This window comes from Bradyrhizobium sp. HKCCYLRH3059, assembly GCF_051168035.1.
Lineage (GTDB): Bacteria > Pseudomonadota > Alphaproteobacteria > Rhizobiales > Xanthobacteraceae > Bradyrhizobium.
Genome location: NZ_JBNPUF010000007.1, coordinates 511,442 through 525,417 on the forward strand (window position 1 = coordinate 511,442; position 13,976 = coordinate 525,417).

At 66.2% G+C, this 13,976-nt stretch carries 16 protein-coding genes; 8 read left to right on the forward strand and 8 right to left on the reverse strand.

Annotation, left to right across the window (positions count from 1 at the left end):
* Window positions 1–29 precede the first annotated feature (29 nt).
* Window positions 30–608, forward strand: a complete 579-nt coding sequence (locus tag ACQR13_RS24050) for a hypothetical protein (protein WP_434843122.1) — start codon at window positions 30–32, stop codon at window positions 606–608.
* Between the two features lie 85 nt (window positions 609–693).
* On the opposite strand, the gene ilvC is transcribed toward ACQR13_RS24050, so the two are convergent.
* The 7 genes from ilvC to miaA all read right to left on the reverse strand — a co-directional run bounded on the left by ilvC (window position 694) and on the right by miaA (window position 8,566).
* The gene (gene ilvC / locus ACQR13_RS24055) at window positions 694–1,713 is read right to left on the reverse strand and encodes a ketol-acid reductoisomerase (protein ID WP_315713342.1); all 1,020 of its coding nucleotides are present in this window, start codon (window positions 1,711–1,713) and stop codon (window positions 694–696) included.
* Window positions 1,714–1,863: 150 nt separating this feature from the next.
* Window positions 1,864–2,466, reverse strand: a complete 603-nt coding sequence (locus tag ACQR13_RS24060) for a LysE family translocator (protein WP_434844873.1) — start codon at window positions 2,464–2,466, stop codon at window positions 1,864–1,866.
* A gap of 228 nt (window positions 2,467–2,694) precedes the next feature.
* Window positions 2,695–3,384, reverse strand: coding sequence for a class I SAM-dependent methyltransferase (locus ACQR13_RS24065; protein ID WP_316192847.1), 690 nt, complete (start codon window positions 3,382–3,384; stop codon window positions 2,695–2,697).
* A 3-nt stretch (window positions 3,385–3,387) separates the two neighbouring features.
* Window positions 3,388–3,930, reverse strand: a complete 543-nt coding sequence (gene ilvN / locus ACQR13_RS24070) for an acetolactate synthase small subunit (RefSeq protein ID WP_315713345.1) — start codon at window positions 3,928–3,930, stop codon at window positions 3,388–3,390.
* A gap of 214 nt (window positions 3,931–4,144) precedes the next feature.
* A complete protein-coding gene (locus ACQR13_RS24075) occupies window positions 4,145–5,128 on the reverse strand; it encodes a threonine dehydratase (protein ID WP_316201757.1) in 984 nt (327 codons plus the stop codon).
* 215 nt (window positions 5,129–5,343) lie between these two features.
* Complete coding sequence (locus ACQR13_RS24080) at window positions 5,344–7,113, reverse strand: acetolactate synthase 3 large subunit (protein ID WP_315713347.1); 1,770 nt, start codon at window positions 7,111–7,113, stop codon at window positions 5,344–5,346.
* A 535-nt stretch (window positions 7,114–7,648) separates the two neighbouring features.
* Window positions 7,649–8,566: a tRNA (adenosine(37)-N6)-dimethylallyltransferase MiaA gene (miaA, locus tag ACQR13_RS24085; RefSeq protein ID WP_434863300.1), complete on the reverse strand. Its 918-nt coding sequence runs from the start codon at window positions 8,564–8,566 to the stop codon at window positions 7,649–7,651.
* Window positions 8,567–8,569: 3 nt separating this feature from the next.
* Here miaA and serB point away from each other — a divergent pair, with 3 nt between their 5' ends.
* Window positions 8,570–9,460 (forward strand): phosphoserine phosphatase SerB, encoded by an 891-nt coding sequence (serB, locus tag ACQR13_RS24090; protein ID WP_315752739.1) that lies wholly within the window; start codon window positions 8,570–8,572, stop codon window positions 9,458–9,460.
* A 304-nt stretch (window positions 9,461–9,764) separates the two neighbouring features.
* Here the strand turns inward: serB and ACQR13_RS24095 are convergent, their stop codons facing one another.
* The gene (locus ACQR13_RS24095) at window positions 9,765–9,926 is read right to left on the reverse strand and encodes a hypothetical protein (RefSeq protein WP_315769106.1); all 162 of its coding nucleotides are present in this window, start codon (window positions 9,924–9,926) and stop codon (window positions 9,765–9,767) included.
* Between the two features lie 14 nt (window positions 9,927–9,940).
* Here ACQR13_RS24095 and ACQR13_RS24100 point away from each other — a divergent pair, with 14 nt between their 5' ends.
* The 6 genes from ACQR13_RS24100 (at window position 9,941) to arsH (ending at window position 13,543) form a co-directional block, all read left to right on the forward strand.
* Window positions 9,941–10,210 (forward strand): hypothetical protein, encoded by a 270-nt coding sequence (locus ACQR13_RS24100; RefSeq protein ID WP_315769108.1) that lies wholly within the window; start codon window positions 9,941–9,943, stop codon window positions 10,208–10,210.
* 454 nt (window positions 10,211–10,664) lie between these two features.
* Window positions 10,665–10,961, forward strand: coding sequence for an ArsR/SmtB family transcription factor (locus ACQR13_RS24105; protein ID WP_315713353.1), 297 nt, complete (start codon window positions 10,665–10,667; stop codon window positions 10,959–10,961).
* Entirely contained in the window at window positions 10,958–12,010 is a 1,053-nt protein-coding gene (locus ACQR13_RS24110) for a permease (protein WP_434863301.1), read from the forward strand. The genes ACQR13_RS24105 and ACQR13_RS24110 overlap by 4 nt, the downstream gene beginning before the upstream one ends.
* Before the next feature lie 16 nt (window positions 12,011–12,026).
* Window positions 12,027–12,263 carry a thioredoxin family protein gene (locus tag ACQR13_RS24115; RefSeq protein WP_434863302.1) on the forward strand — a complete coding sequence of 79 codons (237 nt, stop codon included), beginning with the start codon at window positions 12,027–12,029 and terminating at the stop codon, window positions 12,261–12,263.
* The gene (locus ACQR13_RS24120; RefSeq protein WP_315752734.1) at window positions 12,248–12,763 is read left to right on the forward strand and encodes a GlcG/HbpS family heme-binding protein; all 516 of its coding nucleotides are present in this window, start codon (window positions 12,248–12,250) and stop codon (window positions 12,761–12,763) included. Before ACQR13_RS24115 ends, ACQR13_RS24120 begins: the two co-directional genes overlap by 16 nt.
* Before the next feature lie 78 nt (window positions 12,764–12,841).
* On the forward strand, window positions 12,842–13,543 hold the full coding sequence (gene arsH, locus ACQR13_RS24125; RefSeq protein ID WP_315752894.1) for an arsenical resistance protein ArsH: 702 nt from the start codon (window positions 12,842–12,844) through the stop codon (window positions 13,541–13,543).
* The last annotated feature ends 433 nt before the right edge of the window (window positions 13,544–13,976 follow it).

A 13,976-nucleotide genomic window follows, 5' to 3' on the forward strand; every position in this document is an offset into this window, starting at 1 on the left:
ACTACAATCGCAACAGAAGGAGATGTTCCATGACTCTCGACGTCCTCGCCCGGTCTGGTACCGAGGCTCGCCTCGCGCCCGTTCCGCAACGGCATGCCGCTGCGTTCTGCTTCGCGCTGCTGACAGGGGCCTGCGCGCTGGCGAGCTTCGTGTTCGCCTGCGCGACGCCGTTTGCGGCCTTCGCCGTGATCGCCGCCGCCATGCTGCCGCTGCGCGCGGCGCTGCCGGTGATGCTCGGCGCCTGGCTGGTCAACCAGGGCATCGGCTTCGGCGCCCTGCACTATCCGGTCGATGCCAACACCCTGGCCTGGGGCGCCATGATCGGCGTCGCGGCGCTCAGTGCCACCGTTGTGGCCCGCATGGCCCTGGCGACCTTGCGCACAGCACCAGCGACGGTTGCGCTTGCCGTCGCGCTCCTCAGTGCCTACGCCGCCTATGAGCTGGTGCTGCTGGCCGCCACGCCGGCACTCGGCGGCGCCGCGAGCTTCGCGCTCCCGATCGTCGCCCGCCTCGGCCTGACCAGCGCCGCCTGGCTCGTCGGCCTCGTCGCCGTCAGCGAGATCGTCCGCCTGCTGACGCCGGTGGCGTCGCGCCGCGCGGCGTCCTGAACGCGCCGGCGGGCCTTCAACGACCCCAAACAGAAACGGCGGGCCTCTGCCCGCCGTTTTCATTTCTCGGTTTCGCCGCAAGACCTCAGTTCTTGCTCTTGTCGACCAGCGCGCCCTTCTTGATCCAGGGCATCATGTCGCGCAGGCGGGCGCCGACTTCCTCGATCGGGTGCTGGGCAAGCTTGGCGCGGGTCGCCTTGAACGAGGTCTGGTTGACCTTGTTCTCCAGCATCCAGTCGCGCGCGAAGCGGCCTGACTGGATGTCGTCGAGCACGCGCTTCATCTCGGCCTTGGTTTCCGGCGTGATGATGCGCGGGCCGGTGACGTACTCGCCGTATTCGGCGGTGTTGGAGATCGAGTAGTTCATGTTGGCGATGCCGCCTTCATAGATCAGGTCGACGATCAGCTTCACCTCGTGGAGGCACTCGAAATAGGCCATCTCCGGCGCGTAGCCGGCCTCGGTCAGCGTCTCGTAGCCGGCCTTGATCAGCTCGACCAGGCCGCCGCACAGCACCGCCTGTTCGCCGAACAGGTCGGTCTCGCACTCTTCCTTGAACGTGGTCTCGATGATGCCGGCGCGGCCGCCGCCGATCGCCGAGGCGTAGGACAGGCCGAGGTCATGGGCATTGCCCGAGGAATCCTTGGCGATCGCGATCAGGCAGGGCACGCCGCCGCCGCGCTGGTACTCCGAGCGGACGGTGTGGCCGGGGCCCTTCGGCGCGATCATCAGCACGTCGAGATCGGCGCGCGGATCGAGCAGGTTGAAGTGGACGTTGAGGCCGTGCGCGAACACCAGCGCGGCGCCCTGCTTCATGTTGTCGTGCAGGTGCTCGCGGTAGATGTCGCCCTGCAGCTCGTCCGGGGTCAGCATCATCACGAGGTCGGCCCACTTCGCGGCCTCGGCGACTTCCATCACCTTGAAGCCGGCGCCTTCGGCCTTCTTGGCGGAGGCCGAGCCCTTGCGCAGCGCGATCGCGACGTCCTTGACGCCGGAATCCTTCAGGTTGAGCGCGTGGGCGTGGCCCTGGCTGCCATAGCCGACGATGACGACCTTCTTGCCCTTGATCAGGTTCAGATCGGCGTCGCGATCGTAGTAGACACGCATTGTCGTTTCCTCTTTGAGATGGCCGGAATTGGCTGGAAAGTCAGACGCTTGGGTGAGGCACGGGCGGCTGCGCCCGGACGAAATCCGGCCCGTGTCTAGAGCATTTTGGCCCTGCTTGGAAACCCCGATCTCGCATGGCGGCAGTCTCCCTCATGCGTCCATGAACACGGGATAGAGCGAGGCCAGGAGCAGCATCGCCATCAGGATGTTGAAGGCGCGGACCGCACGCTCGGAGCTGAGCAGCGGCCGCAAGGCCGTGCCGAACAGCGTCCAGGTGATGGTCGAGGCGACCGCCATCACGAAGCTGATCGCGACCTGCAGCGCCACGTTGGCCGGAAAGCTGGCGATCGCGGCATAGGCGGTGATGGTGCTGATCACCATCACCCAGCCCTTGGCGTTGACCCATTGGAACAGCGCCGCGCCCCAGAACGACATCGGGCCGCGCGGCTTGGCGTCGTCAGGCTCGGCCGATCCTGACAAGGCGATGGCGACCGCGAGGTAGATCAGATAGGCCGCGCCGAGGTATTTCAGCACGTCCTGCAGCAGGGGATAGCGGATGAACACCGTCGCGAGGCCGAAGCCGACCGCGCCGACCATGAAGGCGAAGCCGAAGCTGACGCCCATCATGTGCGGCACCGTGCGGCGGAAGCCATGGGTCACGCCCGACGACAGCAGCATGATGTTGTTCGGCCCGGGCGTGAACGCCATCACGAAGGCGAAGGTGACAAAGGCGATGAGGAGCTGCTGGGACATCTAATGAGCTCCTGCCACACGACGACTTTTCAACCTCCCCTGGAGGGGGAGGGTCGCCCCACATCGTGCGAAGCAACGATGTGAGGCGGGGTGGGGTGATCTCTCCACGCGCGAGCTTTTGCGGCGGCCCACCCCACCCCGATCGCGCATTGCATGCGCGATCGACCCTCCCCCTCCAGGGGAGGGTGGCAGCGTGGCCACCTCACCGTCGTACAAGAACATCAGCGCCTAGCCCTGCCCCGCCGGCTTCTGCAGCACATACGTCGCGTGCATCGGCGCATGGTAGTCGGCGGAGACCGTGACGAAGCCAACCTCGGCCAGCATGCGCTCCATCACCCAGGCGAAGGTCGAGTTCTCGTCGCGCATGTGGGTGATGACGCTGTCGCGGGCGAGGTCGTGGTTCTTGATGTTGAAATCCGCCCACTGCTCGACCGAGCGCTCGACACCGTCGGGCATGCTGACATAGACGATGTCGCGCAGGAAGAACTGCGCGCCCGGCTTCAGCGCCGCGAAGATGCGCGCCAGCGCCACCGCCTTCCAGAAGTCCGGCAGATGATGCAGCGTGAACTCGCTGGCGATCAGGTCATACGAGTTCGGCTCATAGGCGAACGACAGCAGCCCCGCCGAATGCATCCGCACCGCGGTACGGCGGTCGCGGGTGTAGATCCGGGTCAGCGCCAGCATCGCCGGCGAGATGTCGATGGCGTCGACGACGGCGCCCAGCAGCGCCGCCTCGGTCGCCAGCACGCCGTTGCCGCAGCCGATGTCCGCCACCCGCCAGCCCGGCTTGACGCCGAGCATCTTCAGAGCAGCGCGCGCGCGCTCGTCGGCATCATCGCCCGAGCCGTAGATCGAGGCGACGGCATGATCGAGCCCGATCCGGTTGCGTTCGTTGTAGTACCAGTCGCGCGCCAGCATGGCTCACATCCCTTCCGATCCCCGCCCGATCGCCGCAATGCCGGTCCTGGCGACTTCCACCAGGCCGAGCGGACGCATCAGATCGATGAATTGCGTGATCTTGTCGGTATTGCCTGTGATCTCGAACACGAAGCTTTCCGTCGTGGCGTCGATCACCCGGGCGCGGAACGCATCCGCCAGCCGCAGCGCCTCGACCCGCGGCTCGCCGGTGCCGCGCACCTTGACCATCGCGAGTTCGCGCTCGATCGCGCGCTTGGTCAGCGTCATGTCGACGACGCGGTAGACCGGGATCATGCGGTCGAGCTGGTGCTTGATCTGCTGGATCACCATCGGCGTGCCGGTGGTGACGATGGTGATGCGCGAGAGGTGCTTCTGGCTCTCGGTCTCGGAGACGGTGAGGCTCTCGATGTTGTAGCCGCGGCCCGAGAACAGGCCGATGACGCGCGCGAGCACGCCCGGCTCGTTCTGCACCAGCACCGCCAGCGTGTGCGTCTCGTTCGGATCGTGACGGTCTTCGAGGAAATAGGCTGACGCTGGCTGGTTCATTGGTGTCCCCGTGATAGTTCAACCGTCATGGCCGGGCATAGCAGTCTGCCTTGCGCAGACTGCGTAAACTTGTCTGCGCTCCCGGCCCTCCACGTCGAGCGTCGAGCGCGCGGTTCGTGGATGCCTGGGCCTTCGCCGCGCCGAAGCGGCTTCGGCCGCGCAGGCGGGTCAAGCCCGGGCATGACAGCGGTGTTTGTGGCGAGTTGCGAGCTCCTCATGCGGCCCCCGCTTCGGCATGCGTGGCCGCCGGCAGCACCCAGCGCCTGAACAGGTCGAGATCGATGTTGCCGCCGGTCAACACTAGGCCGACGCGCTTGCCGGCGAGCCTGCCCTTTTCCTGCAAGGCCGCCGCAAGCGGTGCCGCGCCGGCACCTTCGGCGAGATTGTGGGTGTCGGTCCAGAGAATGCGCACGGCCTCGGCGATCTCGGCGTCGCCGACCTGCACGATGCGCGAGGCGCCTTTCAGGATGATGGCGAGCGCATCCGCATCCGGGCTGCGCGTCGCGAGACCATCGGCGTGGGTGTCGGCGCTGTTGGTCGTCACCACCGTCCGCGCAGCGAACGACAGCGCGTAGGACGGCGCCTCGGTCGACTGCACGCCGACGATCTCGGTCTTCAAGCCCAAGAGATCGCGCGCCAGGATGCAGCCGCAGATGCCGGAGCCCTGCCCGATCGAGACGTAGAGCACATCGAGGTCGGGCGCCGTGCGGAACAGCTCCAGCGCGTAGGTCGCGACGCCGCGCACGAGATCGCGATGGAACGACGGCACCATGTGCAGGCCGTCGCGCGCCGCATGGCGGCCGGCCTCCTCGCGCGCCTCCTGGAAGTCGCTGCCGTGCTCGATCAGCTCGGCGCCGAACGCCGCCATCGCGCGGTTCTTCTCGACCGAGTTGCCACGCGGCACGTAGATCGTCACCGGCAGGCCGTTGCGACGGCCGGCAAACGCGACGCTCTGGCCATGATTGCCGCGCGTCGCGGTGATCAGGCCGCGGACGTCCGGCCGCGTACGCTTGAGGTTGTCGACATAGACCAGCCCGCCGCGCACCTTGAAGGCGCCGGCCGGCGTGTGGTTCTCGTGCTTCACGACGACCCCGGTCCCCAGCCGCTGCGCCAGCAACGGCCACGCATGCGCCGGCGTCGCCGGCACCGCGGCGCCGACGATGGCGTGGGCGGCTTCGAGCTCAGCGAGGGTGAACATGAGAACTCCCTGACGCATGGGCACAATGCGGCCGCGCAAGCAGATGAGCTCCCTCGCCCCGCTTGCGGGGAGAGGGGGATTCTCCGCGAGGCCGACTGCGTGGAGAGTCCCCCTCACCCGACGCTGCGCGTCGACCTCTCCCCGCAAGCGGGGAGAGGTTAAGAGAGAGACTGCCGGACGCGCGTGCCATCACCGCACCATCAAACCTATCAGACTCACACCAGCGCCTTGCCGCCCGCGAACGCCGCGGCCGGATCGCTCGCTTCCGCCGGCAGGATCATCTCGTTATGCGCCTTGCCCGACGGGATCATCGGGAAGCAGTTTTCGAGCGCCGCGACGCGGCAGTCGAACAGCACCGGCTTCTTGACCGAGATCATCTCCTTGATCGCGCCGTCGAGGTCGCCGGGCTTGCTCACCTGCAATCCGACGCCGCCATAGGCCTCGGCCAGTTTGACGAAGTCCGGCAGCGCCTCCGAGTAGGAGTGCGACAGGCGGTTGCCGTGCAGCAGCTGCTGCCACTGCCGCACCATGCCCATGTACTGGTTGTTGAGGATGAAGATCTTGACCGGCAGCTCGTACTGCACGGCCGTCGACATCTCCTGCATCGTCATCTGCACCGAGGCGTCGCCGCCGATGTCGATGACGAGGCTGTCGGGATGGGCGACCTGGACGCCGATCGCGGCCGGCAGGCCGTAGCCCATGGTGCCGAGACCGCCCGAGGTCATCCAGCGGTGCGGTTCCTCGAAGCCGTAGAACTGCGCCGCCCACATCTGGTGCTGGCCGACCTCGGTCGTGATGTAGGTGTCGCGGCCGCGCGTCAGCTCGAACAGCCGCTGGATCGCATATTGCGGCATGATGACGTCGCGGTTCGGCCGGTAGGCCAGCGAGTTGCGCGCGCGCCAGACGGCGATCTCCTGCCACCACGACTTGATGTCGGGCTTCTTCGCCTCGGCCCTGAACACCTGCAGGATGTCGGCGAGCACGTCGCCGCAATCGCCGATGATCGGCACGTCGACGCGGATGTTCTTGTTGATCGAGGACGGATCGATGTCGATGTGGATCTTCTTCGAGCCGGGCGAGAACGCATCGGTGCGCCCGGTGATGCGGTCATCGAAGCGCGCGCCGACGCACAGCATGACGTCGCAATCATGCATCGCCATGTTGGCCTCGTAGGTGCCGTGCATGCCGAGCATGCCGAGCCAATTGGTGCCCGACGCCGGATAGGCGCCCAATCCCATCAGCGTCGAGGTGATCGGGAAGCCCGTGACCTCGACCAGCTCGCGCAGCAGCCGCGAGGCCTCCGGCCCCGAATTGATGACGCCGCCGCCGGAATAGATCACCGGCCGCTTGGCGCCCGCCAGCAGCGCCACGGCTTTGCGGATCTGCATCGCGTCGCCCTTCACGCGCGGCGAATAGGAGATGTGGACGTCGGACTTGCGTGGCGGATGATAGGTGCCGGTCGCGAACTGCACGTCCTTCGGCACGTCGACGACGACCGGCCCCGGACGGCCCGTGGTCGCGACATAGAACGCCTCGTGCAGCACCTTGGCGAGATCGTTGACGTTGCGGACCAGCCAGTTGTGCTTGGTGCAGGGCCGGGTGATGCCGACCGTGTCGCATTCCTGGAACGCGTCGTTGCCGATCAGATGCGTCGGCACCTGGCCGGTGATGCAGACCAGCGGGATCGAATCCATCAGCGCGTCCGCCAGCGGCGTCACCATGTTGGTGGCGCCGGGGCCCGAGGTCACCAGCACGACGCCCGGCCTGCCGGTCGAGCGCGCATAGCCTTCGGCGGCGTGGCCAGCGCCCTGCTCGTGGCGGACCAGGATGTGCTCGACCTCGCTCTGCTGGAAGATCTCGTCATAGATCGGAAGCACCGCGCCGCCAGGATAGCCGAAGAGGTGCTGCACGCCGTGGTCGATGAGCGCGCGCACGATCATCGCGGCGCCGGTCATCTGGTTCGGATCGTGGCTCTTGTCGGTCATGGTGGGCTCCGGATCGCTTCTGTCAGCGGCTGGTCGGTCTTGGTCAGTCGGTCTTGGTCAGTCGGTTTTGGTCACTTGGGTCAGGGTCGTTTCGGTCGGATCGCTGGCTTCCAGGCAATAAAAAAGGGCCCTGGAAGGCCCTGCGCACCGCTCGGAATTTGGATGGCCGCTAGCCATCCCCGGCGGTGCGCCTAGGTACGACGGCGATAAGGAGGATGGAAATAAAGTTGCGCATGATGCCGAGCGAGCTTCCCAAAGGTTGCGCGAAACATAGCCGGCGATGCCCCAATGTCAAGGCAAAGCCGGCTCGTCAGCGCGATTTTGCGATGTTAACGCGGAATTTTCCGTTCGGCGAGCGGTAATTTGGCGGTTGGCCTCCGAAACGAGGCAATAGGCTGGATGAGAGTACGGGCTCCATCTCCAAACGAGGTCGTCATTCCGGGGCGCCCGGAGGGCGAGCCCGGAATCCATACTCACGATCGTGGTTATGGATTCCGGGCCCATCGCTTCGCGATGTCCCGGAATGACGATGCGGCTAGAGTTTGACGACCCATCCCTTTGCCGCCTCCGGGCTCATCCACTCGAACTCCGGCAGTTGGTGCCGAAACCAGGTGAACTGCCGCTTGGCATAATGGCGGGTGTCGGCCTTGCCGATGGCGGCCGCCTCCTCCCACGTGATCTCCCCTCTGATATAGCGGATCAGCGCCGGCACGCCGTGGGCCTTCATCGCCGGCAGCAGCGGATCGAGGCCGCGCGCGGCCAGCCGCTCGACCTCTTGCAGCGCACCGCGCTCCAGCATCAGATCGAACCGTGCATCGATCCGCGCGTAGAGCGCCTCGCGCTCCGGAGCGATGAACAGCGCCCGATAGCTGCCCTCCGGCAGCAGCGGCGGAGTGGCCTCGGCATGCCAGTCGGCCAATGGCCGACCCGTCGCCTCGATCACCTCCAGCGCCCGGGCCACGCGGGCGCGGTCGCGGACGTTCAGCCGCGCGGCCGCCGCCGGATCGCGTCGCGCCAGCTCGGCATGCAAGGCCTCGACGCCGTCGCGATCGAGCCTGAGACGCACCGCGTCGCGCACCTCATCCGGCACGGGCGGCACCGCGGACAGCCCTGATGTCAGCGCCTTGAAATACAGGCCAGTGCCGCCGATAAAGATCGGCAGCCGCCCGGCCCGTTGCACCTCGCCCAGGATCTCCGCGGCATCCCGGACATAATGGCCGGCCGAGTAGTTCACGCTGGCATCGACATGGCCGTAGAGCCGGTGCGGCACGGTGGCCTCTTCGTCGCAGGTCGGCCTTGCCGTCAGCACCCTCAGATCGCGGTAGACCTGCATGGAATCGGTGTTGATGACGACCCCGCCCGCTTTTTGCGCAAGTTCCACCGCCAGCGCCGACTTGCCGCTGGCGGTCGGCCCTGCGATAAGCACCGCTTTGTTGATCCCTGGCAAAGTCACCTGATGTCTCTCGTCGCCACCTTCATCTGCAATCCCGCCGATCCCGCGCTTGATACCACGATCGTGGAGGCCTTCCTGGCCGTTCTGCCCTCGCCGGGCACGCCGCGCTGGCTGTTCGACGAGGTCGCGATCGACATCCCCTTCGCCCACGACGGCGAGGTCCACAAGCTCGAGGCGCGTCTGCGCGACCTGCGCGGCGACATGCCGATCGACATCGTCGTGCAGGCGGAAGCCGTCAGGCGCAAGAAGCTTTTCCTCGCCGACATGGACAGCACCATGATCGGGCAGGAATGCATCGACGAACTCGCCGATTTCGCCGGGCTGAAGCCGCGCGTCGCCGCCATCACCGAGCGCGCCATGCGCGGCGAGATCGCGTTCGAGCCGGCGTTGCGCGAACGCGTCGCATTGCTGAAGGACCTGCCGGTGAGCGTCGTCGACGAAGTCCTGACCAAGCGCATCAAGCTGACGCCGGGCGGCCGTCATCTGGTGATGACCATGCGCGCCAACGGCGCCTATACCTGCCTGATCTCCGGCGGCTTCACGCTGTTCACCAGCGCCATCGCGGCCAAGATCGGCTTCCAGGAGAACCGCGCCAACGAGCTCATCATCGATGGCGGCAAGCTCACGGGCGAGGTGCGCGAGCCGATCATCGGCCGCGACGCCAAGCTCGCCACCCTGATCGAGCTGCGCGAGGCGTTCGATCTCGACGAGATCGACACCCTGGCGGTCGGCGACGGCGCCAACGACCTCGGCATGATCGAGGCGGCCGGTCTCGGCGTCGCCTATCACGCCAAGCCTGCGGTCTCGGCCGCAGCCTCGGCCCGCATCGACCACGGCGACCTCACCGCCCTGCTCTATGCCCAGGGCTACACGCGCGATCAGTTCGTCGACTGACGAGACTGCGGCCGCGCGGCAGGCCAATAGCCGCGCGAGCCTTTGCGCAATACAGCGCCCTCCCCTGGTTGTGAGAGAGGACGCGTTCATGGGCAGCCGCGATCCCGTCATTGCGAGGGCAGCGGTTTTGCGAACGCTCGAAGATCGCAATCGCATTGCTCCTGTGCGAATCGCCGCCCAAGCAAAGCCGTTACCAAAGCCCTGCCTTCATCGGCTCTCGATCAGCGCATCATCAGGATTTTGTTTCAATCCAGCGCACTCGCACGCAACTCCATTCCAATCTCATTTCAGATCGCAAATCAGATCATTCGCCTTCCGCATCAAGGCGGGACGCGAACTGCCATTTTAACCGCATCACCAATCCATGAATTGTCAAATCATGCTGCAGCGCATATAAAGCTGACAACGCTAGGGAGTGTCCAAGGAAGCGAAAGCGATTGCAGGCCATGCAATCGATCATCGTCACAGAAGGACCTCCCGATGACCATCAAGCACATCATTCCCGGCTCTCTTCTTGCCCTCGCGCTGCTGAGCGGCGCCGCCGTTGCCGGCGAGCTGCCGAGCTACGAAGTCGGCGCGCTGCCGGCCACCCCGCACCAACTCTCCGTCGTCGGTGCATCCGCCGCGCAGCAGACCATTGCGGTGAATGCCGACAGCGCCGCCTCGCCGCACCAGCTCGCCGTGCTCACCCAGCACCACCGCAGCGCTGCGCTCGTCGCTCCGATCACCGTGGGCAGCGTCCGCAACTAGGCAACGCGGGCAACCCATCGTCGGATAGGTAGCGCGCGTCTCGCCGAGCGAGGCCGCGCTCCCTGTTCGAGATAACGCGTGGCGTCGCGCGTGGTAAAGATCCCGGACATCCGCGCCGGGCAGCCCAGACGCCCAGCCCGCTGCACCTATTGGGTCTTCGACGCCAACGCTCTCCGCCTCCGTACCCGGCGCGGCGGCCGCGTCGTCGAGCCCAGCCGCACAGTCACATTCCGGCCGCCGGCGGCAAGACCATCCTGCGCGTGAATTGACCCGACGCCAGCCGGCTCGCCCGATTTCCCAACCGGGATCTCGCAGGGCGTCGCCGCGCGGGCCACGCATCACCAGCCATTATCAGCCTGACGCCACGCGCCGCGCCGATTGCCGGTCAAATCGCACATCCGCAATCATTATATGCGCTATTGCGCAAATACGAAAATACGAATATATTGCCACCATGTCCGATCCCGTCCCGCTGCTCGCCGCTCTGGCCGAGCCGACTCGTCTCGCCGCCCTGCGCATCCTTTGGGACGGCGGCGAGCACTGCGTCTGCGAGCTCATGCGGCAGCTCCGAGCCAGCGCATCGCGCATGAGCCGGCACATGTCCGCCCTCAAGGCCGCCGGTCTCGTCATCGACCGGCGTGACGCCCAGTGGGTCCGGTATCGGCTGAGCCCTGACCTGACGCCCGATCGCCGCGCCATCCTCGACGCCGTCATGGCGGCCATGCCTGAGCCGAACAGGAGTGCAGCATGAAAACCGAAGCTTCGACCTATCCTGACGGGTCGGCATCGGCTGTGATCTGGATCATCGCGACGGCAGCTGCGATCGCATTGTGGTTCGCGGTCTACTGGCAGCTGGAAGCGTTCTCGGCATGGCTGGTATCGTCGCTGCCGGTGTCCCGCGACAGCCATCTGGAAGAAGCCGCGCGGTTCTTCGTGTTCGACGCGCCCAAGGTCCTGATGCTGATGACGCTGGTCGTGTTCGGCATGGGCGTCGTGCGCAGCTTTTTTTCAGCCGAGCGAACTCGCGCATTGCTCGCCGGCAAGCGCGAGGGCCTCGGCAATGTCGCGGCTGCGATCCTCGGCGTATTCACTCCCTTCTGCTCGTGCTCGGCGGTGCCGCTCTTCGTCGGCTTCGTCTCGGCTGGCGTCCCACTCGGCGTGACCTTCTCGTTCCTGATCGCGGCGCCAATGGTGAACGAGGTCGCGCTCGGCCTGCTGTTCGCGCTGGTCGGCTGGAGGATCGCCGCAATCTATCTGGCCTTCGGCCTGGCGGTCGCGATCGTGGCGGGATGGATCATCGGACGCCTGCATCTCGAAGGCTGGCTCGAGGCATGGGTTCGCAACGTGCGCGCAGGACAGGCGGAGTTGCAGCCCAATTCACAGACCGTCGCCGATCGGATCCGGGCCGGGATCGACGCGGTACGCGACATCGTCGGCCGCGTCTGGGCATGGATCATCATTGGCATCGCGGCGGGCGCATTCATTCACGGCTATGTCCCGAACGACCTGCTCGCCTCGATCATGGGCAAGGACCAATGGTGGTCCGTGCCGGCCGTGGTGCTGATCGGCGTGCCGATGTACGCCAACGCTGCGGGCATCATTCCGGTCGTCGAGGCGCTGCTCGGCAAGGGTGCGGCGCTGGGAACGGTGCTCGCCTTCATGATGAGCGTCATCGCGCTTTCGTTTCCCGAGATGCTCATTCTGCGCAAGGTGCTGACGCTCCGGCTGATCGCTGTCTTCGCGGGCGTCGTCGCCGCCGGCATCGTCGCCGTCGGCTATCTCTTCAACGCCCTGTTCTGATGAAAGGACAAGCCCCATGAAGAACGTCAAGATTCTCGGCTCCGGCTGCAAGCGCTGTGTTCAGACCGCAGCAATGGCCTCCTCTGAGGCAAGCAAGCTCGGCATCGAGATCGAGCTGGAAAAGATCACGGACTTCGCCGACATCGCCCGGTTCGGCGTCGCCTCGACGCCGGGCGTGGTGATCGACGGCAAGGTCGTCCATGCGGGCGGGCTGCCGAAGGCCGAGGACATGGCGAAATGGCTGTCGGCGTGATGGCGTTGCGTCCGCTGCTCGCAGCGGTCCTCCTGCTCGGCCCGGCTGTCGTTGCGCGCGCCGACGAACCGACGTGGACGCGGCGCATCATCGCGCCGGACACGGCGCTCAAAGCGGCACAGGCGGCGCTCGCGGAGTGCCGCAAACGCGGCTGGCAGGCTGCCGTGACCGTGAGCGATCCGTCGGGGCTCGCGCTGGTCACCCTGCGCGACCGTTTCGCCGGCTGGCATACCCTTGAGGCCGCGACGGGCAAGGCGAGGACGGCCGCGAGCTGGCGCGAGGCGACGAGCACGCTCGCAGCCCGGCTGGCACGACCGGACGCCGCGGAGCGGGCCATCGTCAACGTTCCCGGCGTTGTCATGGTCGGCGGCGGCATGCCAATAGAGGCCGCTGGCCAGCAGGTCGGAGCGATCGGCGTATCCGGCGCGCCCGGAGGCGACAACGACGACATCTGCGCGAAGGCCGGCATCGAAGCCGTCGCTGCGGACATCGCGTTCTGAGCGCTTGTACCGGCGTATCGCGAACGAGGACGGCCAACGCCGATCATTTTGCCGGAGGATACCGCGTTGTCTGACACGATGCCTCAATTGGACGAAACCTCATTCCGTGCCATCGACCGCGCGAAGCTGCTGGAGCCTGCGCTCTCCTCCCACCCTCCGCGAATCCTGCTGCTCTACGGATCGCTCCGGCAACGCTCGTTCAGCCGGCTGCTGACCGAGGAAGCGGCGCGCATTCTCGTGCGCTTCGGCGCGGAGACACGGACTTTCGATCCGCGCGGCTTGCCGCTGGTCGACGACGCCGAGCCGGACCATCCGAAGGTCCGCGAGCTGCGCGATCTCGTGACATGGTGCGAAGGCATGGTGTGGTGCTCGCCGGAGCGGCACGGCGCGATGACCGGTGTGATGAAGACCCAGATCGACTGGATCCCGCTGTCGCTCGGCGCCGTCCGGCCGACGCAGGGCAAGACGCTGGCGGTGATGCAGGTTTCTGGCGGCTCGCAGTCGTTCAACGCGGTCAATCAGCTTCGGGTGCTCGGCCGCTGGATGCGCCTGATCACCATTCCGAACCAGTCCTCGGTGCCCAAGGCCTTCGCGGAGTTCGACGACGCGGACCGCATGAAGCCGTCCCCCTATTACGATCGCCTCGTCGACGTGATGGAAGAGCTGGTCAAGTTCACACTGCTGACGCGCGACCGCGCCGACTATCTGGTCGACCGCTACTCCGAGCGCAAGGAAAGCGCCGAGGCGCTGTCGCAGCGGGTCAATCAGCGGTCGCTCTGAGCCGGCGCTCCCGGGAGTTCGGGATGGGCCACTAACTTCTGATAAAAATAATTACCTTGCGTATTTCCGGAATTCATGATTGTATCCGCGCATCCCGCCTCACTGCGGAGGGGCGTTGCGCGCGATCGTCACGACACGCGAGGCGGGGAGCGATGGCCGCGAGAGATCGCAGCGTCTTCTCACGAGGGCGCGGACGAACGATCGCTTGCGGACGTGAAGTCGCAGCGTCCTGACACCCCGATGCTGGTGTCACGTTCGCGACGGCGCTGAAGCGCCGCGCGGACAATGGTGGCCAACAAGCCCGGCGCACCAGGGAGACTGCGTATAAGCGTGAAGACCGTCGCGCAGGGAATGCCGGTGGCGGGCTCAAGCGGTGGTCGCAACACCAAGTGTTTTCATTCGTGACAGCAGCTCGTCAAGCGCTTCTGCTGGA

What these genes read in the sequence shown, in the direction of transcription:
- ACQR13_RS24050 (WP_434843122.1), top strand. Translation starts at nt 30, where the DNA reads ATGACTCTCGACGTCCTCGCCCGGTCTGGTACCGAGGCTCGCCTCGCG.
- ilvC (WP_315713342.1), bottom strand. Translation starts at nt 1,713, where the DNA reads ATGCGTGTCTACTACGATCGCGACGCCGATCTGAACCTGATCAAGGGC.
- ACQR13_RS24060 (WP_434844873.1), bottom strand. Translation starts at nt 2,466, where the DNA reads ATGTCCCAGCAGCTCCTCATCGCCTTTGTCACCTTCGCCTTCGTGATG.
- ACQR13_RS24065 (WP_316192847.1), bottom strand. Translation starts at nt 3,384, where the DNA reads ATGCTGGCGCGCGACTGGTACTACAACGAACGCAACCGGATCGGGCTC.
- ilvN (WP_315713345.1), bottom strand. Translation starts at nt 3,930, where the DNA reads ATGAACCAGCCAGCGTCAGCCTATTTCCTCGAAGACCGTCACGATCCG.
- ACQR13_RS24075 (WP_316201757.1), bottom strand. Translation starts at nt 5,128, where the DNA reads ATGTTCACCCTCGCTGAGCTCGAAGCCGCCCACGCCATCGTCGGCGCC.
- ACQR13_RS24080 (WP_315713347.1), bottom strand. Translation starts at nt 7,113, where the DNA reads ATGACCGACAAGAGCCACGATCCGAACCAGATGACCGGCGCCGCGATG.
- serB (WP_315752739.1), top strand. Translation starts at nt 8,570, where the DNA reads ATGTCTCTCGTCGCCACCTTCATCTGCAATCCCGCCGATCCCGCGCTT.
- ACQR13_RS24100 (WP_315769108.1), top strand. Translation starts at nt 9,941, where the DNA reads ATGACCATCAAGCACATCATTCCCGGCTCTCTTCTTGCCCTCGCGCTG.
- ACQR13_RS24105 (WP_315713353.1), top strand. Translation starts at nt 10,665, where the DNA reads ATGTCCGATCCCGTCCCGCTGCTCGCCGCTCTGGCCGAGCCGACTCGT.
- ACQR13_RS24110 (WP_434863301.1), top strand. Translation starts at nt 10,958, where the DNA reads ATGAAAACCGAAGCTTCGACCTATCCTGACGGGTCGGCATCGGCTGTG.
- ACQR13_RS24115 (WP_434863302.1), top strand. Translation starts at nt 12,027, where the DNA reads ATGAAGAACGTCAAGATTCTCGGCTCCGGCTGCAAGCGCTGTGTTCAG.
- ACQR13_RS24120 (WP_315752734.1), top strand. Translation starts at nt 12,248, where the DNA reads ATGGCTGTCGGCGTGATGGCGTTGCGTCCGCTGCTCGCAGCGGTCCTC.
- arsH (WP_315752894.1), top strand. Translation starts at nt 12,842, where the DNA reads ATGCCTCAATTGGACGAAACCTCATTCCGTGCCATCGACCGCGCGAAG.